19 protein-coding genes and 1 tRNA gene are annotated in these 23,848 nt (G+C 62.4%); 10 read left to right on the forward strand and 10 right to left on the reverse strand.

Annotated elements, in window-relative coordinates; translation table 11 throughout:
* Nucleotides 1–6 precede the first annotated feature (6 nt).
* Together FHS89_RS13785 and gltX are read right to left on the reverse strand one after the other, a co-directional pair.
* Complete coding sequence (locus FHS89_RS13785; protein WP_221229446.1) at nt 7–2,619, reverse strand: methyl-accepting chemotaxis protein; 2,613 nt, start codon at nt 2,617–2,619, stop codon at nt 7–9.
* A gap of 59 nt (nt 2,620–2,678) precedes the next feature.
* Nucleotides 2,679–4,001, reverse strand: coding sequence for a glutamate--tRNA ligase (gene gltX, locus FHS89_RS13790; RefSeq protein ID WP_184012650.1), 1,323 nt, complete (start codon nt 3,999–4,001; stop codon nt 2,679–2,681).
* 92 nt (nt 4,002–4,093) lie between these two features.
* On the opposite strand from gltX, the gene FHS89_RS13795 reads away from it, so the two are divergent.
* The 4 genes from FHS89_RS13795 (at nt 4,094) to FHS89_RS13810 (ending at nt 7,517) form a co-directional block, all read left to right on the forward strand.
* Entirely contained in the window at nt 4,094–4,498 is a 405-nt protein-coding gene (locus tag FHS89_RS13795; RefSeq protein ID WP_184012652.1) for a metallopeptidase family protein, read from the forward strand.
* 143 nt (nt 4,499–4,641) lie between these two features.
* Nucleotides 4,642–5,610: an NAD(P)-dependent oxidoreductase gene (locus FHS89_RS13800; protein WP_184012654.1), complete on the forward strand. Its 969-nt coding sequence runs from the start codon at nt 4,642–4,644 to the stop codon at nt 5,608–5,610.
* Between the two features lie 5 nt (nt 5,611–5,615).
* A complete protein-coding gene (locus tag FHS89_RS13805; protein WP_184012656.1) occupies nt 5,616–6,362 on the forward strand; it encodes a class II aldolase and adducin N-terminal domain-containing protein in 747 nt (248 codons plus the stop codon).
* 12 nt (nt 6,363–6,374) lie between these two features.
* A complete protein-coding gene (locus FHS89_RS13810) occupies nt 6,375–7,517 on the forward strand; it encodes a TauD/TfdA family dioxygenase (protein ID WP_184012658.1) in 1,143 nt (380 codons plus the stop codon).
* Between the two features lie 15 nt (nt 7,518–7,532).
* On the opposite strand, the gene FHS89_RS13815 is transcribed toward FHS89_RS13810, so the two are convergent.
* Both FHS89_RS13815 and FHS89_RS13820 read right to left on the reverse strand, forming a co-directional pair.
* Complete coding sequence (locus tag FHS89_RS13815) at nt 7,533–8,963, reverse strand: aldehyde dehydrogenase family protein (RefSeq protein ID WP_184012660.1); 1,431 nt, start codon at nt 8,961–8,963, stop codon at nt 7,533–7,535.
* Nucleotides 8,960–10,543, reverse strand: a complete 1,584-nt coding sequence (locus FHS89_RS13820) for a GMC family oxidoreductase (protein ID WP_343051487.1) — start codon at nt 10,541–10,543, stop codon at nt 8,960–8,962. Before FHS89_RS13820 ends, FHS89_RS13815 begins: the two co-directional genes overlap by 4 nt.
* 175 nt (nt 10,544–10,718) lie before the next feature.
* Here FHS89_RS13820 and FHS89_RS13825 point away from each other — a divergent pair, with 175 nt between their 5' ends.
* Entirely contained in the window at nt 10,719–11,627 is a 909-nt protein-coding gene (locus tag FHS89_RS13825; protein WP_184012664.1) for a LysR family transcriptional regulator, read from the forward strand.
* A gap of 10 nt (nt 11,628–11,637) precedes the next feature.
* Here FHS89_RS13825 and FHS89_RS13830 read toward each other — a convergent pair.
* Both FHS89_RS13830 and FHS89_RS13835 read right to left on the reverse strand, forming a co-directional pair.
* Nucleotides 11,638–11,724: transfer RNA gene (locus tag FHS89_RS13830), tRNA-Leu, on the reverse strand.
* Nucleotides 11,725–11,769: 45 nt separating this feature from the next.
* Nucleotides 11,770–12,498 (reverse strand): competence/damage-inducible protein A, encoded by a 729-nt coding sequence (locus FHS89_RS13835; RefSeq protein ID WP_184012666.1) that lies wholly within the window; start codon nt 12,496–12,498, stop codon nt 11,770–11,772.
* A 45-nt stretch (nt 12,499–12,543) separates the two neighbouring features.
* Here FHS89_RS13835 and sfsA point away from each other — a divergent pair, with 45 nt between their 5' ends.
* The 3 genes from sfsA to radC are packed head-to-tail and all read left to right on the forward strand — an operon-like array spanning nt 12,544 to nt 14,911.
* Nucleotides 12,544–13,278, forward strand: a complete 735-nt coding sequence (sfsA, locus tag FHS89_RS13840; RefSeq protein ID WP_184012668.1) for a DNA/RNA nuclease SfsA — start codon at nt 12,544–12,546, stop codon at nt 13,276–13,278.
* Between the two features lie 28 nt (nt 13,279–13,306).
* Complete coding sequence (map, locus tag FHS89_RS13845; protein WP_343051488.1) at nt 13,307–14,125, forward strand: type I methionyl aminopeptidase; 819 nt, start codon at nt 13,307–13,309, stop codon at nt 14,123–14,125.
* Nucleotides 14,126–14,167: 42 nt separating this feature from the next.
* On the forward strand, nt 14,168–14,911 hold the full coding sequence (radC, locus tag FHS89_RS13850; protein WP_184012672.1) for a RadC family protein: 744 nt from the start codon (nt 14,168–14,170) through the stop codon (nt 14,909–14,911).
* A 59-nt stretch (nt 14,912–14,970) separates the two neighbouring features.
* On the opposite strand, the gene FHS89_RS13855 is transcribed toward radC, so the two are convergent.
* Both FHS89_RS13855 and FHS89_RS13860 read right to left on the reverse strand, forming a co-directional pair.
* Nucleotides 14,971–16,560, reverse strand: coding sequence for a substrate-binding domain-containing protein (locus FHS89_RS13855; protein ID WP_184012674.1), 1,590 nt, complete (start codon nt 16,558–16,560; stop codon nt 14,971–14,973).
* A 65-nt stretch (nt 16,561–16,625) separates the two neighbouring features.
* Nucleotides 16,626–18,560: a hypothetical protein gene (locus FHS89_RS13860; RefSeq protein ID WP_184012676.1), complete on the reverse strand. Its 1,935-nt coding sequence runs from the start codon at nt 18,558–18,560 to the stop codon at nt 16,626–16,628.
* 243 nt (nt 18,561–18,803) lie between these two features.
* Here FHS89_RS13860 and FHS89_RS13865 point away from each other — a divergent pair, with 243 nt between their 5' ends.
* Nucleotides 18,804–21,077, forward strand: a complete 2,274-nt coding sequence (locus tag FHS89_RS13865; RefSeq protein WP_184012678.1) for a xanthine dehydrogenase family protein molybdopterin-binding subunit — start codon at nt 18,804–18,806, stop codon at nt 21,075–21,077.
* On the opposite strand, the gene FHS89_RS13870 is transcribed toward FHS89_RS13865, so the two are convergent.
* Both FHS89_RS13870 and FHS89_RS13875 read right to left on the reverse strand, forming a co-directional pair.
* On the reverse strand, nt 21,078–21,809 hold the full coding sequence (locus tag FHS89_RS13870; protein ID WP_184012680.1) for an SDR family NAD(P)-dependent oxidoreductase: 732 nt from the start codon (nt 21,807–21,809) through the stop codon (nt 21,078–21,080).
* The gene (locus FHS89_RS13875; protein ID WP_184012682.1) at nt 21,806–22,624 is read right to left on the reverse strand and encodes an SDR family NAD(P)-dependent oxidoreductase; all 819 of its coding nucleotides are present in this window, start codon (nt 22,622–22,624) and stop codon (nt 21,806–21,808) included. Before FHS89_RS13875 ends, FHS89_RS13870 begins: the two co-directional genes overlap by 4 nt.
* A 118-nt stretch (nt 22,625–22,742) precedes the next feature.
* On the opposite strand from FHS89_RS13875, the gene FHS89_RS13880 reads away from it, so the two are divergent.
* Entirely contained in the window at nt 22,743–23,753 is a 1,011-nt protein-coding gene (locus FHS89_RS13880; protein ID WP_184012684.1) for a zinc-binding dehydrogenase, read from the forward strand.
* The last annotated feature ends 95 nt before the right edge of the window (nt 23,754–23,848 follow it).

Raw genomic sequence — 23,848 nt, forward strand, 5'->3', positions numbered from 1 at the left:
TGGATGTCAGAATTCCTTCCAATCATCGTGATCGACAGCGGTGTTGCCAACGACGACCGGCGCGGGGCTCGGTTTTCTGGCCGGGGTCGCGGGTTTGTCGTCCCGGAACCGATCCGCGCCATCGTTTGATTGAGCCAGCGACACCTGTTTCGATGTCTTGAACACGCGCACAAGGTCGATCAGCGTTTCCGCCTTCAGTGCGAGTTGCGTTGACCGCTCGGCGGACTGTTCGGACATGGCCGCGTTCTGCTGGGTCATGCTGTCCATCTCGCTTAGCGCGGAGGAGATTTCATCCACGCCAGTCGCCTGTTCTTTGCTCATTGCGGTGATGTCGGTGATGGCGTTGTTCACCTCCTGAATGGCGCTGATGATCTTTTCCAACGACTTTCCGGCCTCACTGACGAGATCGACGCCTTCGGACACATGGGTCGTGCTGAAAGAGATCAACTCCTTGATATCCTTCGCCGCTTCGCTGGAACGCTGGGCGAGGGTCCGCACCTCCGATGCCACAACGGCGAAGCCTTTGCCCGCATCCCCGGCGCGGGCGGCCTCGACCGCTGCGTTCAGGGCCAGAAGGTTAGTCTGGAAGGCAATCGAATCGATGACGGAGATGATCTGAGACATCTTTTCAGAGCTGTCTTCGATCCGGGACATGGCAGAGACCGCGTTTTCAACGACCCGGCCACCGACATTGGCCTGATCCGCCGCCTCGGTTGCAAGTTTGGTCGCGGCTTCGGCGTTCTGGGCGTTGTTCTTAATGGTCGAGGTCATCTCTTCCATCGTGGCGGCCGTTTCCTCAAGCGAGGCTGCTTGCGATTCCGTCCGGCGGGACAGTGATTTGGAATCCGTGGCGATCTGCCCGGTGTTCGAGTTGATCTCATGCGCCGTGATCTGGATATCGCTGACCAACTCCCCAAGTTTGCTGAAGGTGGAATTGATATCCGCCTGCAGCGTGGCAAAGGCGCCGCGATAGGATCCTTCCATCCGGCCAGAGAAGTCACCAGCCGCCAGCGCGGAGATTGAGGCCGTGGTCGCGCGCATGCCCTCGTCGAAGGCGGCGACCAGCCCGTTTACGTTGCCGGCAAGGTCGGAAAGCGTCTTGTTGTCGGTCCGGGCGTCGATGCGGCGATCAAACTCACCGTTCAGCGCGTGGCGGAGCACTTCATCCACCTCCGACTGGATGCGCAACTCGTCGGTCCGGTCCTGCCATTCCATGACGGTCCCAAGCCGATTATTCGCGTCATCCACAACCGGGCTGACATTGACCAGATAGCGGCGGCTGCCGAATTGAAGCGCGCGGGTATGTGCGCTGTCGACGCCCATCTTCTCTGGATCGAACATCCCGATGGGCGTGCCGACCAGATTGCTGACGGAGAGGTTCGGCAATGCGCTGCGCAGGTCCTCCTCATAATCGTGGAACATCTTTTGCAGCATGTCCGTCGTGTAGACAATGGTGTCGTCCGGACCTGCAATGATGATCTTGGCCGAAGAATTATCGACGGCGTTTCGTATCTGGAGAGCCTCGACCGCGCGTTCCTGAATCACCTCGACCGAGCGGGCGATGGCACCAAATTCATCCTTGCGATCGCTCGGGATATCCACATCAGAAGAGTTGTTCGCAATGGCCTCCAGCGCGTTGCGCAATGCGGTCAGCGGGCCAATCACACTGCGTGCGAGCAGCAGGGAGATGATGATCCCGGTGACAAACACCGCTCCCATCGTCCCAAGGCTGAAAATTTCCGAGGACTTGATGGTCTGATCAACGCGCGTTGTCTGGGCAAGCGTCTGAGCGCTGAGCGCGTCCCAAGTGATATCGAGCATCTCCATCGTGCGCGGGCCAAGGTCATCGGTATTCTGCTGGAGGATGCCAACCATGACGGCTTCCGCCTGCTGGGCAACCGGCAACTGCGCGCTGATATTGGCCAGATGTGCACGCATCGTGCTCAAATTCTCCGCCCAGCTTGGCGGCGCGCCATTCTCAAACCGATCAACCGACAGCGACAGGAGCGAAATCGTGCCCGTCATCCGCTCCGCATTTTCGTCGATTGGAGCGAGGTTGAATTTCCCGAATTGCTGCGTCAGCAGCTCAAGGTTCTGCTTCGCCATATCAAGCGCACCAGCAATCATGAAGCTGCTGTTTTCAGACGCACGGTTTTCAACTTGGCTGAGGCGCGCCTGAAGGTCGGTGATGCTGATCAGCATGGATTGCATGGAGTTCTGAAACTCATCCCTCACATCAAGGATATCATGCACATTCGCGTCATATTGCGTGACCAGATCGTAGATATCGACCACCAGCGGATAGACCTCCGCATTCTCTTCAAAGATCGCGAAATTCTGATCCTGAAAATCCAGGATTTCATGCAGATTTCCGATGGTTTCATCGTCGATCGCCCAGTTGCGATCACCCAAGAACCGCAGAAGGTCGAGGCGGGCCTCTAGGAAATCCTCCTGAATCTCGTTCAGTGTGTTGAGTTGAACTTTTGTCGTATTGGTGTCGCGCATCAGCCCTTTGACGGTCTGAAGCCCGTTCACCGCGATCAGGCTGGTGATGACAAGTCCCACCAGCAAAACTCCGAAGCCGCACCAAATGCGCTTAGCAACGCTCAAATTTTTCATGTCTCAACCCTCGTGCAGAATGACGAGGGAGGTTTACGCGCCGATTCGTTACCAAGTGCCTAAGCGGCAGGGGTTTTGCGCATCAACGGCATGAGTTTCGTCATGTCGGGGCCGCGGTCCGCACCCGTAAGTGCCCGTCTTAATGGAGGAAAAAGTTGTTTACCTTTCCGTCCGGTTGCCTCTTTCACAGCGTTGGCCCATGTCGTCCAAGTGGTGTCATCCCATGGCCGCGGCGGCAAAAGCGGTAGGGCTGCCGCCACGAATTCCGCATCTTCGGGGTGGATCAGAGGCTCTGCGCCATTGACGCACAGATCGTGCAAGGGGGCGACATCGGCAAGAACCTCGATGTTTTCGCGCGCCATATCCCAGAACTCCGGCGCATCATCGCCCGTGATCCCAAGCGCCGCGAGCCGCTCTGACACCGCGTCAAAGGGCAATCCATGCAGATAACGCGCGGTCATCGGGCGCAGGTCGTCGGGGTCGAGTTTGGTCGGGGCAGCCCCGAACCGGCCAATTTCGAACCCGTCGATCAGCTCCTGATGAGTGCCGCGCAATTCCACCGGATCGGCAGAGCCAAGCCGCGCCATCAGCGACAGGATCGCCATCGGCTCAATCCCTGCCGCGCGCATATCCTTGAGCGCCAGCGTACCGAGCCGTTTGGATAATGCCTCCCCCTGCGGGCCAGTCAGCAGCGAATGGTGGGCGAATGCAGGCACCCCCGCGCCCAGCGCGCGGAACATCTGAATTTGCGTCGCGGTATTGGTCACATGATCCATACCGCGCACGATATCGGTGATGCCCATTTCCGCGTCATCCACGACGGAGGCGAGCGTATAAAGGTACTGCCCATCCGCGCGGATCAGCACCGGATCAGACACGCTCGCGCTGTCGATGCTTTGCGGCCCGAGGATCATGTCCTCCCATGTGATCCGTTCCTGCTCCAGCTTGAACCGCCAGACGCCATTGCCACGCTCAGCGCGCAGGGCCTCTTTCTGCTCATCGGTCAGATCAAGGGCAGAGCGGTCATAAACGGGCGGGCGGCCCATGTTCAGCAACTTTTTGCGCTTGAGGTCCAGCTCCGTCGGGGTTTCGAACGCCTCATAGAGCTGCCCCGTGCCCCGCAGCGTCTCTGCGGCGGCATCATAGCGGTCAAGGCGGGAGGATTGCGTGATCTCCTTGTCCCAGGTCAGGCCCAGCCATTCCAGATCGCGGCGGATCATATCCGCATATTCCTGGGTTGACCGCTCCGGGTCGGTATCGTCAAGCCGCAGGATAAACGTGCCACCCGATTTGCGCGCGATCAGCCAGTTGAACAGCGCGGCACGCAGGTTCCCCACATGCAGAAAACCGGTGGGCGAGGGGGCAAATCGTGTGACGGTCATGGCACTGTCCTGTTGATCTCTTCGCGCGTGCTTCTACGCTTGAAGGGGGCAAGGGACAAGCGCTTGCGTGAATGGCCGAAAGGGACGCGGGAATGCAAAACTGGGATATGGAGGCGCCATCCTTGGGCGATATCGCTGATATCGCCGAGGCCGCGCGGGCGGCCCTGCCCGATCCGTGGCGCGCTGGCGCGCAATCGGTGCTGCTGCAAGTGGCCGATTTCGCGGATGACGATGTGCTGCGCGAAATGGGGGAGGAGGACGCATTCGCCCTCACCGGCCTTTATGACGGTATCCCGGTCACGCAAAAATCGGTGGCGGATGTGGTGATGCAGCCCGACACGATCTGGTTGTTTCGCCGTGCGATACTGGATGAATGGTGCGGGCGGGGCGACGTGACGCTGACCGCTCTGGTGACCCATGTGTTCGTGCACGAATTGGCGCATCATTTCGGCTGGTCGGATGAGGATATTGCCGCCATCGACCGGTGGTGGGAGTGACCCAGCCCGCGCTTTGCCTCAACACAGGATAAGGCAGACGCGGGCAGCTACAACAAAAACCACCCCTCTGCCCCTGCATCGGTCGTTTCACTTTTGCGGCACTCTTTTGCACCTTTTTGCCAAGGCAGGCGAAGGAGTGGCCCATGAAAGTTGGATTTGTCGGGCTCGGGAATGTCGGGTCCAAACTTGCGGGCAGCCTTTTGCGCAATGGCCATGATCTGACCGTGTTCGATCTTGATACCGGGAAAGTGGCGGAATTCGTGGCCCTTGGGGCGAGGGAGGCCCGAGATGCCGCAGCGCTGATGCGCGACGCGGATGTGGTGATCACCTGTCTGCCCTCCCCCGCGATTTGTGCCGCGACCGTGACGGAGATGCTGCCAGAGGTTACGCCGGGCAAAACATGGATGGAAATGTCCACCACCGATGACGGCGTGATGAAATCCCTTGCGGCACAGGTGCAGGCCGCGGGCGGCGCGGTGGTGGAATGCCCTGTCTCCGGCGGGTGCCACCGGGCGGCGACGGGCAATATCGCGATCTTTGCAGGCTGTGACCGGGACACGTTCGAGCGGGTGTTGCCATTGCTGACCACGCTGGGCCGGCGGGTGCTGCACACCGGGGAGATCGGCACCGCGTCCGTGCTGAAGGTGATGACCAACTACCTTGCCACCGCGAACCTGTTGTCGGTCTGCGAAGCGATGGTCACGATGAAGGCGGCGGGGATGGACCTTGCCACGACCTATGAGGCGATCAAGATTTCCTCCGGCACATCCTTTGTCCATGAAACCGAAGGGCAGGTGATCCTGAATGGGTCGCGCGATATTTCCTTCACCATGGACCTTGTGAAAAAGGATATCGGGCTGTTCCAGAAAATCGCGGAAACCCATGACATCCCGCTGGAGATCAGCCCGCTTTTGGGCGCGATCTTTGACGATGGGATCGCGAAATACGGGGCCCGCGAATTGTCTCCCAACATCATCAAACGGCTGGAGCATGCGACGGGCCTGTCGATCACGGCGCCCGGTTTTCCGGCCCAGATGACCGATGATGAACCGGAGGAACCGGGCTATGAGGTCGTCCCGCCCGGTCGCATTCCCCCGGTCGCTGCGGAGTAAGACGGATGAACACACATGCCAATATCGCCCATTGGACGGAGCGGCAGGACCTCGCGGCGAGCTTTCGCTGGGCGGCGCGGCTTGGCCTGCATGAGGCGGTTGCCAATCATTTCAGCCTTGCGGTGAATGGGGACGGCACGCATTTCCTGATGAACCCCAATCAGGTGCATTTCAGCCTGATCCGCGCCTCAGAGCTTTTGCTGCTTGATGCGAATGACCCCAACGCGCTTGACCAACCCGACGCGCCCGATCCGACCGCATGGGGTCTGCATGGGTCGATCCATCGGCTCTGCCCCCATGCCCGCTGCGTGATGCACACGCATTCGATCTTTGCCACGGTATTGGCTTCGCTTGCGGACAGCACCTTGCCGCCGATTGACCAGAACACCGCCACATTCTTCAACCGCTATGTGATCGACGACCAGTTCGGCGGGCTTGCCTTCGAGGAGGAAGGGATACGCTGCGCCGGGCTGCTGTCCGATCCGACAAAGAAGGTCATGATCATGGGCAATCATGGCGTGTTGGTGATCGGGCACTCCGTCGCGGACACGTTCAACCGGCTCTATTATTTCGAGCGCGCGGCAGAAACCTATATCCGCGCGCTCCAAACCGGGCTGCCCTTGCGCGTCTTGTCTGACGAGATTGCCGAAAAAACTGCAGCCGAGCTTGACGATTACCCCGGTCAGGCGGAGGCGCATCTTGCTGAAATTCGCCGCGTTCTGGACCGCGACGATCCCGATTACGCCAACTAGAAAAGGTGCGGCATGGACAGTGACATTTCCCTCGGGTCAAATGGGCTGACCCTGACCCTTGATGGGCAGGAGGCCTATTTCAACGCGTGCTGGCTGCGCGATGCCTGCACGTCTTGCATTGATCGGCAAACCCGTGAGCGGATTTTCGATGCGTCTTCCTTGCCCGATCTGCCGCATGTCACCCGGGCTTGGATCGAGGGCGACAGTCTGCGCATCGCGTGGCGCGATGAGGCGGCGGTGGGGACCGTGCCGCTTGACCTTTTGCGCCATGTCGCGGCCCATGGGCGCCCGCATGATCCAGCGCACCTGCCCCGGACAATCTGGATGGCCGATTTCGAGCCGCGGATCACCCGCGTCAGCCAGCATGACATGCTGCATGATGAGGTTGCGCGCGCGCAGTTTTGCCGGGCGATGATCACCGATGGGATCGCGATCGTGACCGATATGGAGCCGGGCAAGCCGAGCCTCACAGCACTTGTCGAAACGATGGGGCATATCACCCCTTCCGCCGAAGGGTTCTTCTTTGAAGTGCGGGTGGAGATCGCGCCGACCAACCTCGCCTTCACCGCCGGTGCGCTGGAGATGCACACAGATCTGCCGGGGGAGGAAGCAGCCCCCGGCCTGCAATTCCTGCATTGTCTGGAGAACACCGTCGAGGGGGGCCTGTCCCTGTTTCTGGACGGGGCCGCCGTGGCAGAGGCACTGCGCGCCGAAGACCCGGAGGCGTTTGACCTGCTGGCCACCCATTCCATCCCCTTTTTCTATCGCCATGACAGGCTGGACTATCGGGCGCATCAGCGTGTGATCGAGTTGGACCAACAGGGGCGCGTGACAGGGGTGACGATCTCACAGCACCTCCTTGATACGATGGACCTGCCGCAGCACCTCCTCGACAGCTACTACCCTGCGTTCATCAAATTCATTCGCATGATGCAGGAGGATCGGTTCGTGATGCGGTTCCGGTCACAGGCGGGGAATTGCGTGGTGTTCGACAATCACCGGATCGTGCATGGCCGCGAAGGCTATATCGCCGAAAGCGGCCGCCGCCATCTGCGCGGCTGTTACATGGATCGCGGCGCGCTGCGCAGCACCTATCGCGTGTTGGCCAAACGCGGGTTCGACGGGATCGCCGCCCCCGCGCTGGAAACCGCCTGAACGGCGCGCCCGCCCTCAGATGCTGAAGGGCGGGCGGACCTTGACCTCATAGAATTCCATCAGACCATGCGCGCCGCCTTCGCGCCCGTTGCCCGATTGCTTGAATCCGCCAAAGGGTGAGCCATAATCAGTCCCGCGCCCATTGATATGGATACCACCCGCCCGGAGCCGCCGCACCACGCGCAGCGCCCGCGCCTCATCCCGCGTGGAGACATAGGCATCCAGCCCATAGGGCGTGTCATTGGCAATCGCGATTGCGTCTTCCTCTGTCTCAAAGGGGATCATCACCAGAACCGGGCCGAACACTTCCTGCCGGGCGATGGTCATGTCGTTGGTCACATCCGCGAACAGGGTCGGTTTGACGAACCAGCCCTGATTGATCCCGTCTGGCCGCCCCGTGCCGCCAACAACCAGCCGCGCGCCCTCGTCAATGCCGGTCTGGATCAGGGTCTGCACGCGGTCATACTGGATTTGGTCAAAGAGCGGCCCGATATGGGAGCCTTCCTTTTGCGGATCACCCACGGCCTGCGCGCGGGCGGCCTCTGCCGCGAGGTCAACCGCGCGGTCATAGACGCTCCGCTCCACGAGCATCCGGGTCGGCGCGTTGCACGATTGGCCGGTGTTGGAGAAGCAGCCAAACACGCCCTCCGGCACCCGCGCCTCAAGATCAGCATCAGCAAAGATGATGTTGGGCGATTTGCCGCCCAGTTCCAGCGCCACGCGCTTCACGCTGTCCGCCGCGTCCTTGGTCACCAGCGCGCCTGCCCGCGTCGATCCGGTGAAGGACATCATCGCGATATCCGGGTGCCGGGACAGCGCCGCGCCGACCTCCGGCCCATCGCCATAGACAAGGTTGAACACACCCGGCGGGAACCCCGCCTCATGGATCATCTCAGCATAAAGCCGCGCGGAGAGCGGCGTATGCTCTGACGGTTTCAAAACGCATGTGTTGCCCGCCGCCAGCGCGGGAATGACCTTGAGCGAGATCTGGTTGACGGGCCAGTTCCAAGGCGTGATCAGCCCGCACACGCCGATTGGCTCATAGGTCAGAATATCGCCGTTCGGCAGCACCTTTTCTTCCTCCATCGCGTCGAATGCCGCGAGAAAGGCGCGCAAATGCCCGGTGCCCGACGCGGCCTGCTGTTCGCGCGACAGGGTGATCGGCGCGCCCATTTCTGCCGTGATGGCCTGCGCCATCTCCTCCTCCCGCGCCGCGCTGATCGTGAGCAGGCGGGCCAGCAGCGCGCGGCGCTCCGATTTCGGGGTCAGACCCCATGTCTCGAACGCGCGCTGCGCGGCGGCCACCGCGTCATCCACATCCGCCCGATTGCCCAGCGTGAGCGTCCCGATCTGCGCTTCGGTCGCCGGGTTGAGAATGGGCATGGTCGTGGTGCTGCGCGGCGTGGTCCACGCGCCGTTGATATAGAACTGGTCAAGCGTGATCATCGGTTGTCCTCCAGGATCAGGTCGGCGGCCCGTGCGGCCAGCATCATCGTGGGCGCATTGGTGTTGCCGGATGTTATGTTGGGAAAGGCGGAGGCATCCACAACCCGCAATCGCCCGACCCCATGCACCCTGAGCCGTGAATCAAGCACGGACTGCGCCGGATCGCGGCCCATGCGGCAGGTGCAGCTTGGGTGGAACACGGTGGAGGCACGGGCACGGAAATCCTCAAGCAACCCCGCATCATCGAGCGATAACAGGTCAGGCCCAATCGCGGCACGCCGCGCCTGCATCAGGGTGCGGCTGCGCGCCAGATGCTGGAGCATCCGCCCCGCGCGGATCGCATCCGCCTCGTCGGACGCGGCACTCAGCGAATTGGGCACGATGACCGGCTGCGCCTGCGGATCGGGGGAGGCAATCCGCACATGCCCGCGACTGGCCGGACGGCAGGGTTGAGCGGACACGATATAGCCCGGCGCCCGCGTGACTTTCGGCCCGTTCTCATCGGCGTCATAGACCATCGGATTGCAATAGATCTGCATATCCGCATCGCGCCCGCGTTCAGAGGCGATATACCCGCCCACCTGATTGACTGGCACTGCCAATGGCCCGCTGCGGGACAACAGATACCGCACCCCGCTTGTCATCCGCCACAACGGCACGCCAAGCGTGGTGTTGAGCGTCTCTGGATGGGCGGCAAAGCGGTACGTTATCGCGAGGTGATCCTGAAGCCCCTGCCCGACCTGCGAAAGCGCGTGATGCACCGCGACGCCATGGCGCTGCAAGATGTCACCGGGACCAATCCCGGAGAGGTGCAGGATTTGCGGTGAATGCAGCGCCCCGGCGGACAGGATCACTTCGGCCCGCGCGGTGGCGTGGCACAGGTGGCCCTGCCGAAGATAGCTCACCCCCCGCGCCTGCCCTTCGACCAGTGTGATCCGCTGCACATGCGCGCGGGTTTCAAGCCGAACGCTGCCGCGCCGCAAGGCCGGGCGCAGAAACGCATCGGCGGCGGACCAGCGCCGCCCCTTCCACACCGTGCTGCGATAGCGGCCCAATCCTTCGGCGCAGGTGTTGATGTCATCGGCCAGCGGCCAGCCTGCCTCCTCCGCCGCGCGCAGGAATTGGGCGGAGAACGGATGCATCTGCGCGCTCAGATCGCTGACCCGAATGGCGGCAGCGCGCGGGTTGTCCTCTGACGCCTCAAGATCGGCATAGACCCGGCTGACCACATCCGCACCCCAGCCCGTCGCCCCGGCTGCTTCCCAGTCCGCGAAATCCTGCGCTCGCCCGCGCATATAGGCCATCGCGTTGATCGAACTGCACCCCCCGACGACCCGCCCCCGGGGCCAGATATGACGCCGATGGGCAAGGCCGGGATCAGGCTCCGTCTCGCAGGCCACGGTCAGGCGCGGGTCGCGGTGCGTAAAGGCATATCCAAGCGGCACCTTGATCCAGAACCGCGCGTCAGAGCCGCCGGCCTCCAGCACCAGAACCCGGTGGCGCGGATCGCGGCTCAGCCGCTCGGCCAGAACACAGCCCGCCGATCCGGCACCGATGATGATATAGTCATACTCCGCCACTCTGGTCCTGCCTTGCCACCCTGTTGCCATACCTGTCTGCCCGTTGCGTGCGGGCCGGACAAACAACCGAAATGGGCGCTGAGGGGCGGTAAATTTTAATGGTGCGGGCAAACAGGGGCTATTTTCATAGCAGGCCATTCGCGGCCATAGTGAGGTGTCGCGAAAGGAGCCGCCGATGTCCAAACTCCCCCATGTCACATGGCTGCGCGCCTTTGAGGCCGCCGCACGGCACAGCAGCTTTTCCGGGGCGGCGGAGGAGTTGAACCTCACCCCCGCTGCGGTGAGCCAGCATATCCGCCTGTTGGAGCGGCATCTGGGGGTGGAATTGTTCAAACGGCTGCCGCATGGGGTGACGCTGACGGATATGGGGCAGGCCTATGCCCTGCCGATCCGCAAGGCCTTCACCGATATGCGGGACGCCACATCGGGGCTGTTTTCCCGCCGCAGGAAACGGCACCTGCATATCCGCACCTCCGTGACCTATGGGGAATTGGTGCTGGCGCCACATATCGCGGATTTCTCGGCGCTGCACCCGGATATCGAATTGCGCTTCACCACGGCGGTTTGGTCGGATCGCTTGGATGATCCCAGCATTGATATCGATATTCGCTATGGCACTGGCGATTGGCCCGATCCCAACATGACCCAGTTGTCACAGGAAACCGGGATCGTCGTGTGCACGGCAGAGCATGCCGCCCGGTTCGGCTCCCCTCCCGATATCGCGGCCATGGCGGCGGATCGGTTGGTGCTTGTGATGGGATCGGAGGTCGAATGGCAGCGCATGTCGGCGCTTCACCGGCTTGATCTTGATGTACCCGCGCATGTGTCGAAAGCGGATTCGTCGATCCTCGCTCTACAGATGTTGTTGGGCGGTGGGGCGGCGGCGATCATCCATGAAAGTTTCGCCCGCGCCTATCTGGAGCAGGGATTGCTGGTCAGCCCGTTTGCCTATCAGCTTCCCATTCGGGAGGCCTATTTCATGATCATCGGCAATCAGGCCCTGAACCGGTCCGAGGTCACGGATTTTCGCGATTGGCTGATCGGCACGCAGATCACGGCGGGCGGGCTGACGGCTGCGCCATAGGCAGGGCAAGTGGTGCGGGCGGTGGGACTCGAACCCACACGGGGCTACGCCCCAACAGATTTTAAGTCTGGTATGTCTACCATTCCATCACGCCCGCAGCATCGCGTGTTTAGCAGGGAAGTTTCCCCGGCCCAAGCCGCAACTAAGCGGAAAGCGCTGTGATCTGCGGCGCGATTTCGTCAAGCCGCGCCTGATCGGCAGAGCGCGCGACGATCATACAGCCAAGCCGCCCATTCCGGTCATAGGGATAGGAGCCGAAGCTGACATCGGGATACCGTTCGGCAAGCCCGCGCAACGGCCCGGCAAGCTCCCCCTCGGGTCGATCAATCCGCACCGACAGAGACAAAAGCGGTGGCGCGCCCGTCAGCGTGGGCAACACGCCATCCAGCATCACGGCAAAGATTTTCGGAACACCCGCCATCACATGCACGTTGCCAAGCGTGAAGCCCGGCGCTTTGGAAATCGGATTGGCAATCAGCGTCGCACCATCGGGAATGCGCGCCATGCGCAGCCTGTCGGCGTTTAACTCCCGCTCCGGATCGGCATAGTTGGTGGCAAGGATCGCGCGCGCGTCCTCACGCACGTCAATGCCCACGCCAAAGGCTGCGGCCACACAATCGGCGGTGATATCGTCATGGGTCGGCCCGATCCCGCCGGAGGTGAACACCGTGTCATACCGCGCGCGCAGGTCATTGACCGTGGCCACGATCACCGCTGCATCATCGGGGATCATGCGGACCTCCGACAGGGCAATCCCCCGCTCCGTCAGGGCCGCGGCCAAGACCTGCACGTTGATATCCTGAGTCCGGCCAGAGAGGATCTCATCCCCGATCACGATCATGGCGGCGGTAGGGCGTGGGGTATCGGGCATCAGGCTGTCCTTGTCGTTTGACCTTGGCCTGAGATAACAGAAGGCATGATTTTTGATCCTCCGTTGATACAGGCCACTCTCCTGCGCCGATATAAACGCTTTCTGGCGGATGTCATCCTGCCATCGGGTGAGGAAGTGACCGCCCATTGCCCCAATCCGGGCGCGATGACCGGGCTTGCCACGCCGGGCAGCCGCATTTGGGTGGAGCATGTGCCGAACCCGAAACGAAAGCTGAAATACACATGGCGGCTGGTCGAACTGCCCGAGGGCGGATTTGCGGGGATCGACACCAATATCCCCAACCGGATCGTGAAGGAGGCGCTCGTCGGGCAGCGGATTTCGGGTCTGCCCCATGACGCGATGCGGGCCGAAGTGCGCTATGGTGCCAACAGCCGCGTTGATTTCCTTTTGTCCACCAACGGCGCGCCCGATCATTACGTTGAGGTGAAGAATGTGCATCTGCGGCGGCGCGGGCAGTTGGCGGAATTTCCCGATTGCGTCACCGCGCGGGGCACGAAACACCTGCATGACCTGATCGCGATGCGCGAACAGGGGTTTCGGGCGACGATGCTTTATGTCGTGCAGATGACCGGGCCGGACCATTTCGCCATCGCCGCCGATATTGACCCCGCGTATTACGCCGCGTGGTGTGCGGCGTGGGAGGCCGGGGTTGACATGCTGTGCCTTGGCACCGACATCAGCCCTGACGGGATCACGCTTCGGTCTGATCCGGTTCCTGTCCTTCGGGATGGAAATGCGTATACTGTGCCGACCCATTGATTGCGTTGAGGACGATATGACCCTGACGGTGACCAAAACAGACGCCGATGCTCGCCCGCGCACCCGCGACGGGATCACGCTCTATGCCCCCGAGGATTTCGCCGGGATGCACGCGGCAGGACGGGTGGCCGCGGACATTCTGGACAAGATCGGGCCGCTGGTGGTGCCGGGTGTGTCGACGGCGGAACTGGATGATTTCATCGTCAGCCAGATCAACGCAGCGGGCGCAACCTCCGCCACTGTCGGCTATAAAGGCTATCAGCACGCGTCGTGCATTTCAGTCAATCATGTGGTGTGTCATGGCATTCCGGGGGCGAAGGTGCTCAAGACGGGCGATATCCTCAATATCGACGTCACCGTGATCGTGGATGGCTGGTATGGCGACACAAGCCGGATGTATTGCGCTGGCAAAGCGTCGCGCAAGGCGGAGCGGCTGATCCAGATCACCCATGACGCGCTGATGAAAGGGATCGAACAGGTCAAGCCCGGCAATACGTTTGGCGATATCGGTGCCGCGATTCAGCGATATGGGGAGGCGCATCGCTGCTCCATCGTGCGCGATTTCTGCGGGCATGGGCTGGGCCGTGTGTTCCATTCCGCCCCGAATGTGCTGCATTACGGGCGCTGGGGCACTGGTGCGGTGCTGGAGCCGGGGATGTTTTTCACCATTGAGCCGATGATCAACCTCGGCAAGGCCGATACCAAGGTGCTGTCGGATGATTGGACGGCGGTGACCAAGGATCGCTCTCTCTCCGCGCAATATGAGCATTCCGTCGGGGTGACGGAGGAGGGGGTGGAGATTTTCACGCTCTCACCCGCGGGTCTTTACGCGCCCAATTTCGACTAGCGGTTTACCCGCCGTTAACGAAGCTGGCCCTAGGCTGACTGCATGACCGCGCATCGCCCTTCGTCCGAGTTGAAAGAGGCCCCTCTTCCGGGGCTGTTCGACATGCGCGTGGAGGTGCCGCATTACACCAATCACCGCGACCGATTGCGCGACCGGCTGATCCGCGCGGGCGCGCAGGCGGTGGCGGATTACGAGTTGCTTGAACTGGTGCTGTTTCGCGCCATCCCCCGGCGGGATGTGAAGGCGCTGGCCAAGGGGCTGCTCGCCCGTTTTGGCAACTTCAACCATGTGATCGCCGCGCCGATGGATCAATTGCTGGACATGCCCGGCCTTGGCCCCGCAGCCGCGCGCGAACTCAAGATCGTGGAGGCCGCAGCACACCGCATGGCGCAGGCCCAGATGCTCAACCGGGAAATCATCTCAAGCTGGGACACGCTGATTGCCTATTGCACCACCACCATGGCCCATCAGGCGCAAGAGCAGTTTCGCATCCTGTTTCTGGATCGCAAAAACGTGCTGATCGCGGATGAGGTGCAGCAAACCGGCACCGTTGACCATGTTCCCGTCTATCCAAGGGAGGTGGCCCGCCGGGCGCTGATGCTCAATGCCTCCGCCGTGATCCTTGTGCACAACCACCCTTCGGGCGATCCGACGCCATCGGACGCGGATATCACGATGACCCACCGGATTCATGATGCGCTGCTGGCGCTTGATATCACGCTCCATGATCATGTGATCATCGGCAAGGGGCGGCACACCAGCTTTCGCAGCGATGGCATCCTCTAGAAACGCAACAGCGCCCCGGATGAGGGGCGCTGCGCGTGGTTCAGAGGGTGGCGTGTGGGTTACACGCGCTCCCGTACCCAGACCTCAACGCGGCGGTTGATCTGACGGCCGGTGAAGGTTTCGTTACATCCCAGCGGGGAGATTTCACCAAAACCCTGCACGTTGAACTGGATGTCATCCAAGGCACCCGCGGGCGCCGCCGCGATGACCGAGTCCAGCACCTGCTGTGCACGGCGGAAGGACAGCGCGCGGTTCAGGTCAGGACGACCAATCGAGTCGGTGAAGCCAAGGACAAGGATTTCCTTGTTCTCGAAACCGCCCCGCGCGAGGAATTCAGCCAGACGCACCGCATCTCGCTGCGCACGCACATCGAGGATGGAGGAGCCGGGCGTGAAACGGAACGTGGTCGACAGACGCTCTGCGTTCACCAGTTCGGCGGCCATCTGGCGCAGTTCGAACAGTTGCGCCCCATCTTCAGCGGACAGCATCGCCGTCGTCATCCGCAGACCCTGATCGTTCATCGGGGAAGTGGACAGCGCCTGATCGATAAAGCCGTTTGCCGCGATCACGTCCTGCGCTTCATCGGACTGGATGAATGCGAGGAAGCTTTCGGCCTGCGGCGGCAGCGCGCGGTTCGTGTTGTAAAGGTATAGACGACGGGCCAGCGGGTATTCTTCCGCTTTGATCGCGAAGGGTGTCGGCGGGGTGATGATGCCGCAAACTTCCTGAATACCGATCGCGCGCGCGTTCCGCTCATAGGCAAAGCCGGTGAAGCCGATGCCGAACGGATCGGATGCCACCGCGTCAGATACTTCCGCGTTGCTCTCATAGACCTGCGCGGCAGGCGTGACAGTCAGGCCGAACGGCTCCAGCACAAGCTGGTCAAACACCTGACGTGTGCCGGAGGACGCGTCGCGCACATAAACGTTGACGGGTGCGTCGGGTCCGCCCACTTCGGCCCAGTTCTGGATCCGACCGCTGAACAGCCCAGCGAGGTTCTGAATGGAAATTGCGCGCACCGGGTTAGAGCGCGAAACGATCCCGATCAGACCGTCAAGGCCGATGATGTTTTCCTGACCCGGCGCGTTCAGCGTCCCGAGGCCAGAATTCTCGAACACGTCAAGCTCGCGCTGGCGCACCGTGCGCGAGGACATCGCGATATCCGCGCTGCCTTCCAGAAGCGCCGCGAAGCCAGCAGAAGACCCAAGAGAAGCGACCGTCACATCAGCCAGATCACGCCCTTCAAGATCTTGGATCATCAATTGGGTGGAACCATCGGCGCTCATCGTGCTCTCGCCAATATCGGCGTCGAGCGCGAAGGCATATGCCTCGATCAGCGCGGGCATGAGTTCCGCACCCAAGGTGGCAGAGCCAACCAGCGCGAATTCGGAGGTCAGAAGTTCGGGTGCCGGGCAGGCGTCACCGTCACAAGATACCTGAAACGCATCAATGGAAATCTCACCGATCGCGGTGCCGATGCGATAGCTTTCGCCATCGAAATCAAGCAAATCCCCACGCAGCGTGATGGAGCCGTCGAAAGAAGTCAGCGTAACCTGCTGCGCCATTGCCCCCTGTGCGCCAATCGCAAGAGCAACCCCTACCCCCGCAGCCCAACGCAGCGCCCCACGCGCCCAATTACCCTTACCCATTCAGACCTCCCGTCTTTTTGACCTTTTTCGGTTCGGCTGAACCAATGTATTAACTTGTACGCAACCTAGCGCGACGCGATGGAGATATCCGGCACCGCCGTGGTGTACCGAACCTCTGTCAGATCAGCAGCACATCCGTTGATGGCGATGCCGATATCCCGAAGCTCTGCCTCAAGGGCAAGCTGGTTGCTTGATGTATAGAGTTGCACCGACGTGTCACAGACAGCCGAGCCTTCGCCAATCCGCACCGCCATATCTACCGTGCCGCCATTCGTCCGGCGCGTCACTGGCAGCGTGTAAATCTCGGCCTGATGCATGCCCGGCAGGCCAAGCATGGTCAGGAACCCACCGCCATTCCGGCGGGCATCGCGATAGCTGCGCGGCGCGCCTTCCCAGACATGGCCTTCGGTTCCTTCGCGCGCGCCGAACTCGGTCGCATGCAGGTCAAAGTTGATATCGCCAGTCCATGCGATCCCGACCCGAGCGGACCGATCCACACCGCGCACGGTGATCGTTTCCAAGTCAGACGCGTCATCGGCAAAGGTTGCGGTCAGCGTCGCTTCTTCGTCCAGTGCCGGGATATCGACCTGAACGGTGCCGTTGTCGTCTGTCATCAAGTCAAATTTCAGGCCCGCATGTTCGAACATGACGACCTCATTGGGCCGGCATTCGGACACGACGGTTGCGGCCATGATCTCACCCAGCTTCAGGGACACCGTGAGGTTCACATCGCAGGTCGCCACCACATCGGCCACTGGGGCAACCGGGGTCGGGGACTGGGCAGTGCTGGGGGCGAGTGCAGCGACACGCTCATCCGCTTGAATAGCGGGCTGCTGCGGCTGCGGTGCTGCGCCGATGCGCGGTGTGGACGGCAGCGCCAGACCGGACAAGCCGCTGCTGGTCGAACCGCCACCCAAAACCGGCGCCTGCGCGCGGGTCGTCTCGGGTGCCTGACGGGTCGGCAGAATGACCTGCGCGGCCCGCTCCGTCACGATCTCGGCATTGCCGAGGCCAACATTGGTCTGCACGCCGCTGGGCCGGGCCGATGGCTGCGTGTTGGCAACGCGGGTCGGGGCACTGTCCGTGCTGGTCGGTGCCGCGCGGAACAAAGAGGTCAGCGAGCGCAAGCGGCTCACCGCCCCGCTGGGCTGTTCTGCTTGCGGCTGCGGTGCCGTGGTCGGCGTGTCGATCCGTGCCGTGAGTTGCGGCTGCGCCAGAGTTGTGTTCGCAGGGGCAGCCGGGGTCGCAATGCTGTCACGCAGATCCTGACCGATATTGCCAAGCTGCGGCGCAGCGGGGCTGGGTGCGACCGGGCGCGCTGACATGCTTGCAATCCGCGGTGCGGCCGTCGGCGACTGATCCACACCGGGTGCCGAGCCAAAGCCGGAGCTGAGCGTGCCCACGCTGACAGCGGCGCTGGTCTGCTGACCGATGCCGGAGCTTGCGCTGATATCGGGCGTCACGATCCCGCTCGGGGAGCCCGGGCGCACGCGCACGCTGGCGAGCGCATCTTCAGGCGCAAGCCCAGTATTGCTGTTGGGCGCGGCAAGGGACGGCGCGCGCAGGGTGGGGAAGCTGCTTTCTGCGATCAGCGGGCGATTTTCCAGCGACTCAGGCAGCGCCACGGTCAGCGTCACCTGTGCACTCGGGCAGCTATCGCCCTGCGCCACACAATAGGTGAACGTCATCCGACCGCCGCAGCTTTCGGAATTGATATACTCCAACCCGCCGGACACGCGGCGCACCGTGCCGCAAGACGGCTGCTGGATGATCAGGATGTTGTTTGCGTCGTTCTCGACCACGTTCATGTCGTTCGACAGAACGTCAAGCACCTGCGGGCGGCCCGCACGCACGGCAAAGGCATCTTCGATCGCGTCGAATTCGTCAGGGGAGGAGAAGGCCGCGAGGATATAATCGCTTTTCTGGACCATCGTACCCACCGCGATGACAAGCACGATGGAGGTGAGGATCACCATCAATCTGTCATCAGACTTCATCATTCGCGGTAGTCCCCCAAAAACGGCATATGCCCTCGCAAAACGGAACACCCCCGTATCCCGTGATGCTAACTAAAGCCAAGATTAACCGGTAAGGCAATTGCTAACACACATTTTCTGGGCAAGAGGGGCGTGAAATGTGGCGAAAATGGAACCATCTGCGCTATGCAATAGTGGAAAAGGGAGAATTGGTCGGCGCTCCTTCCACTTAAAGGCGAGCCGATTCGGCTAAGCAAAGGTTTACGCATGAAATTTGGTATCGGGCAAAGCGTCACGCGCGGAGAGGACATTCGGCATCTGAAAGGGGCCGCCGCGTTCCTGGATGATATCGCGATGGAGGATGTGCTTCGGGCCTATATTCTGCGCAGCCCGGTGGCCCATGGCCGGATCACGTCCTGTGATGTGAGTGACGCGCGGGACATGCCGGGCATAGCCCTGATCTGGACCCATGAGGACATCGCGGGGCGGCTTACTCCGATTGGCGATCTGCTGGGCCTCACGCAATCCGACGGCACCCCGTTCCTCAATGCGCCGATGCCGCATCTGGCTGACGACACCGTGCGCTTTGTCGGCCAGCCCGTCGCGTTGATCGTGGCGAGCACAGTTGAGGCGGCGCGCGACGCGGCAGAGGCCATCGTGCTGGAGATCGACGACCTGCCCGTCATCGTCGATCCCTTGGCCGCGCAATCCGCGCGCGCCCTTCATCCAACTGTCCCGGAGAACCGCTATTACACATGGTCCGTCGGGGACCAGGCCGCCGCCGAAGCCGCCTTTGCCAAGGCGGATCATGTCACCCGCGTTGATGTGGTTAATCAACGGCTTGTGGTCAATTCGATGGAGCCGCGCGCGATCCTTGTGCGCCATGGCGACACCGGATGGGAAGCATGGATCGGCAATCAGGGCGTTCATGCGGCGCGCAACGCGCTGGCCCGCGATTTGGGGGTAGAGGCCGATGATATCCGGGTTCATGCCCCCGATATCGGTGGTGGCTTCGGAATGAAACTCATGAACCATCCCGAATACGGGCTGTGCGCGCTCGCGGCCAAAACGCTGGGCCAACCGATCAAATGGGTTGGGGATCGGTCCGAGAGCTTCCTGTCCGACGTGCAGGCCCGCGATTTGCGGACCACGGCAGAGGGCGCTTTCGCCCGCGACGGGCGGCTGTTGGGAATGCGCTGGCAGTCCATTTCAAATGTCGGCGCGTATCCATCGGGCTATGGCATGGGCGTGCATACCAATTTCTCCGGCAACCTCATTGGTGGTGTTTATGACGTGCAGGACGCGTTTCACGAGGTGCGGGGCGTCGCCACCAATACCACCCCGACCGATGCCTATCGCGGCGCGGGTCGCCCGGAGGTGCTGCATGTGATGGAACGGCTGATGAGCACCGCCGCGGCTGAACTCGGCCTCGATCAGGTTGAAATCAGACAGAAAAATCTGATCCGGCCAGAGCAGATACCTTATAAAACCGTCGGCGGGATCACCTTTGACGCGCTTGATGCCCATGGCACGCTCGCCATCGCAGTGGACAAGGCCGATCTGGCCGCCGCGCCCGATCGTGCCGCGGATGCCGCCGCGCGCGGTGCGTTGCACGGCACTGGCGTCGCCTATTATTTCGAGCGGACCGGCGGTGGCCCGGTGGAGAATGCCACCGTGTCCCTAACCGAAACCGGTGAGGTGGAGATCATGGTCGGCACCCAATCCACCGGGCAGGGCCACGCGACCGCATGGGCGCAGATCGTACATGAAAAACTGGGCTTGCCGCTGGATCGGATCCGGCTTCTGGCGGGGGACAGTGCGGCCCTCGTCGCGGGGGGCGGCACGGGCGGCAGCCGCTCCGCCATTCAGGCGAGCCGGGTTTTGCTTGCCGCATCCGACGACCTGATCGAACAGGCACTTGGGGAAGCGGAGGAGATGCTGGAGGTCGGTCGCGCCGATCTGACATATGATCCCGACACCGCCCGGATCAGCGTCGCCGGGACAGACCGGCATGTAACGCTCGATCAGGTGCGGGAGAAAGCAGGGGTGCTGACCGGCAGCGGCTCGGTCAACAGCACCATCACCACCACCCCCAACGGCGCCCATATCGCGGAGGTCGAAGTGGACCGCGACACGGGCAAGGTCACCCTCACCCGCTACACCGTTGCGGATGATTTCGGTAACGTGATCAACCCCTTGCTCGTCGAAGGGCAGGTGATGGGTGGCGTGGTGCAAGGCATCGGGCAAATCCTGACCGAAGCCTTCGTGCTGGATGCTGAAACCGGCCAGCCGCTGTCCGGCAGCTTCATGGATTACGCAATGCCCCGGGCCGATGATGTGCCGATGATCGACGTGACCCTGAACGCTGTGCCGACCCCGTCAAACCCGCTTGGCATCAAAGGATGTGGGGAGGCCGGATCGGTCGCGGCCCTCGGCGCGGTCAGCAACGCGGTGATGGACGCGCTGCGCAAAGCTGGGATCGAACGGCTCGACCCGCCCTACACACCCGCGCGGGTGTGGGCGGCGCTCAACACGGGCTAGTCAGATCGCGGTGATGCCGCCATCTACCGCGATGGCCTGCCCGGTCATGAAGCTGTTTTCAGGGGCGGCGGCCCAGATGACGGCTTGCACGATCTCCGCCCGGTCCGCGACCCGGCGCATTGGCACGCCACGCACCAGTGCGGCCTCGGCCTCTGCATCTTGCGCGAGCAGGTCATCGACCATCGCGGTGCGCGCGAAAGCCGGGCAGATCGCGTTGACCCTGATCCCGTCCCGCGCGCATTCGGCTGCTGCCGTGCGCGTCAGCCCGACCACCCCGTGTTTCGCTGCCGCATAAATCCCCAGCCCCGGTGCGCCGACCAGCCCCGCGACGGAGGCGATGTTCACGATCACCCCGCCACCCTGCCGCCGCATCACCGGAATTTGCGCCTGCAGCGCCCATGCCATGCCCAGAAGGTCCACCTCAATGATGCGCCGGGTCATGTCCTCCGGCACTTTGGCAAGCGGCATGGGCGGATGCACGATCCCGGCATTGTTGACGGCAAGATCAAGCCGCCCGTAGTCCGCAACGGCGCGCGCCACCATGTCCTGATGATCCTGTCGCTGCTCCACATCCGCGATCATCGAAAGCGCACCCAGTTCGGCGGCGACGTCATGCACGCCCTCGCTCAGGTCCGTCAGGAGGAGCCGCGCGCCCTCTGCCGCAAGGGCGCGCGCGATATCCGCGCCAAAGCCTTGCGCGGCACCGGTGACAAGGGCAACCCGCCCGGTCATTCCAGCCCACCAAAGAAATTGGGCGGTGACATCGCGCTGATCCCTCCATCAATCGGCAGGATCGCACCGGAGATATATCCCCCCCCCGGCCCGCACAGATAGAGTGTCGCCGCCGCCAGATCCTCTGGCCGTCCGATCCGGCCCAGCGGCACCTTCTCCCCCACTTTTGCGGCACGATCCGCCGATCCGGTGGCAAAACGGGTCATCTTGGACGGGAAGGGGCCGGGGGCAAACGCATTCGCCGTGATCCGCCGATCCGCCAATTCCGCCGCGAAAATCCGGGTAAGGTGATGCACGGCTGCTTTCGACGCGGAATAGCTATAGGCCCCGGCGGCCAAAGGCACGGTTCCCATGACCGAGCCGACATTGATGATCCGCGCCGGATCATCATCCGTGGCGGAGGCTTCAAGGAGCGGCATCAGATCGCGGGTCAGGGTAAAGACCGCACCGACATTGACGTCCATCACCCGGCCCCATTGCTCGAACGGGAAGCTCTCCATCGGCTCCCCCCAACTGATCCCTGCGTTGTTGACGAGGATATGCAGGGCATCGGCGCGGGATTTGACGGCATCCGACAGCGCCTTGACGCTATCACCATCGGACACGTCCCCGGCGAACCCTTCGGCGGTGCCGGGGCCGAGGGCTGTAAGCTCCGCCGCAACCGCTGTGCACGCATCACCCTTGCGGCTGACGATCAGCACATGCGCCCCGGCGCGCACCAGCGCCTCCGCCACCATGCGCCCGATGCCCGTTGCACCCCCGGTGACCAGCGCGGTTTTCCCCGCCAATCCGAACAGATCGTTGAAATAGGACATTTTTCCTCCCCTTCCCACGGGTTGACGCCGCGTCTCTCTTGCAGCTTGGCGCTCAGAATGGCCCGATTGGGGATGCGGCGAAAGCCCCCCTGACGCAACGACATGACCGGAGGCCATGATGACCGACCTGCCCGAGACGATGAAGGCGCTGATCCTGACGGAGAATGGCTATTCCGGCACCGCAGAAGGCCCCGCCATTGACCGGCTGGAGCCGTATCTGGAGGCGGCAGAAATCGCCGTGCCGCAGGTAAAAGACGGATTTGCGCTGATCCGCATGATCATGAGCCCGGTGAACCCATCCGATCTGCACTTCATCAAGGGGGAATATGGCGAGCCTCGGGTGAAAGGTGCCCCTGCGGGGTTTGAGGGCGTTGGCACGGTCGTTGCTGGTGACACGCCGCTCGTTGGGCAACGGGTCAGCATCGCGGGGGCGGGCCTTGGCGTTTGGGCGGAATATGCGCTTGCGCCGATTGCCACGCTGATCCCCTGCCGACCGGACCTGAAAGACACCGACGCGGCCGCGCAAATCGTCAACCCGCTGACGGCCCTCGCGCTTTATGACGAACATCGGGCGGGAGATGCGCTTATCGTGACGGCGGCCCTGTCACAGGTCGGGCGAATGATCCTGCAACTGGCGCGGGAGAATGACTTGCCTGCCATCGCGGTGATCCGGCGCGAGGAACAGGCTGAGGCCGCCCGCGCGGCGGGCGCGTCCGAGTGTATCGTGACAGCAGGGGAGTGGCGCAAAAACGCCGCACGCCTGATCTCGACGGTGAAACCCAGATTGCTCATCGACGCGGTGGGCGATCAGGCAGTCGCGGATATCTTCGGAATGATGCCCAACCGGGCGCGCTGGCTGACCTATGGAAAACTGTCATCCGAAACGCCCCGGTTGGAGACACTTGGCCACCTGATTTTCATGGACAAGCGGATTGACGGGTTCTGGCTAACCAGATGGTTCCGCGATACGCCGCCGGACGCGATCGCGAACGCTATTGGCACGGTGCAGGAGCGGTTCGTGACTGGGAAATGGCAGACCGAAACCGGGGCGATCGTCCCGCTGGACCAGGTGATGGCAAAACTTCCCGATGCCCTGCGCCAACCTGGCAAGTGTTTCATCCGCCTCTAAAGCGCGCTCCCGCCCGTCGTTCCGTCGCTGCGCTCCGTCCTCCCGTTGGGCCGGGCCGGTGCTGGCGCACCGGTAAGAGATTTATGCCTCCGGCG

The organism is Rubricella aquisinus, from assembly GCF_014199445.1.
GTDB lineage: Bacteria > Pseudomonadota > Alphaproteobacteria > Rhodobacterales > Rhodobacteraceae > Rubricella > Rubricella aquisinus.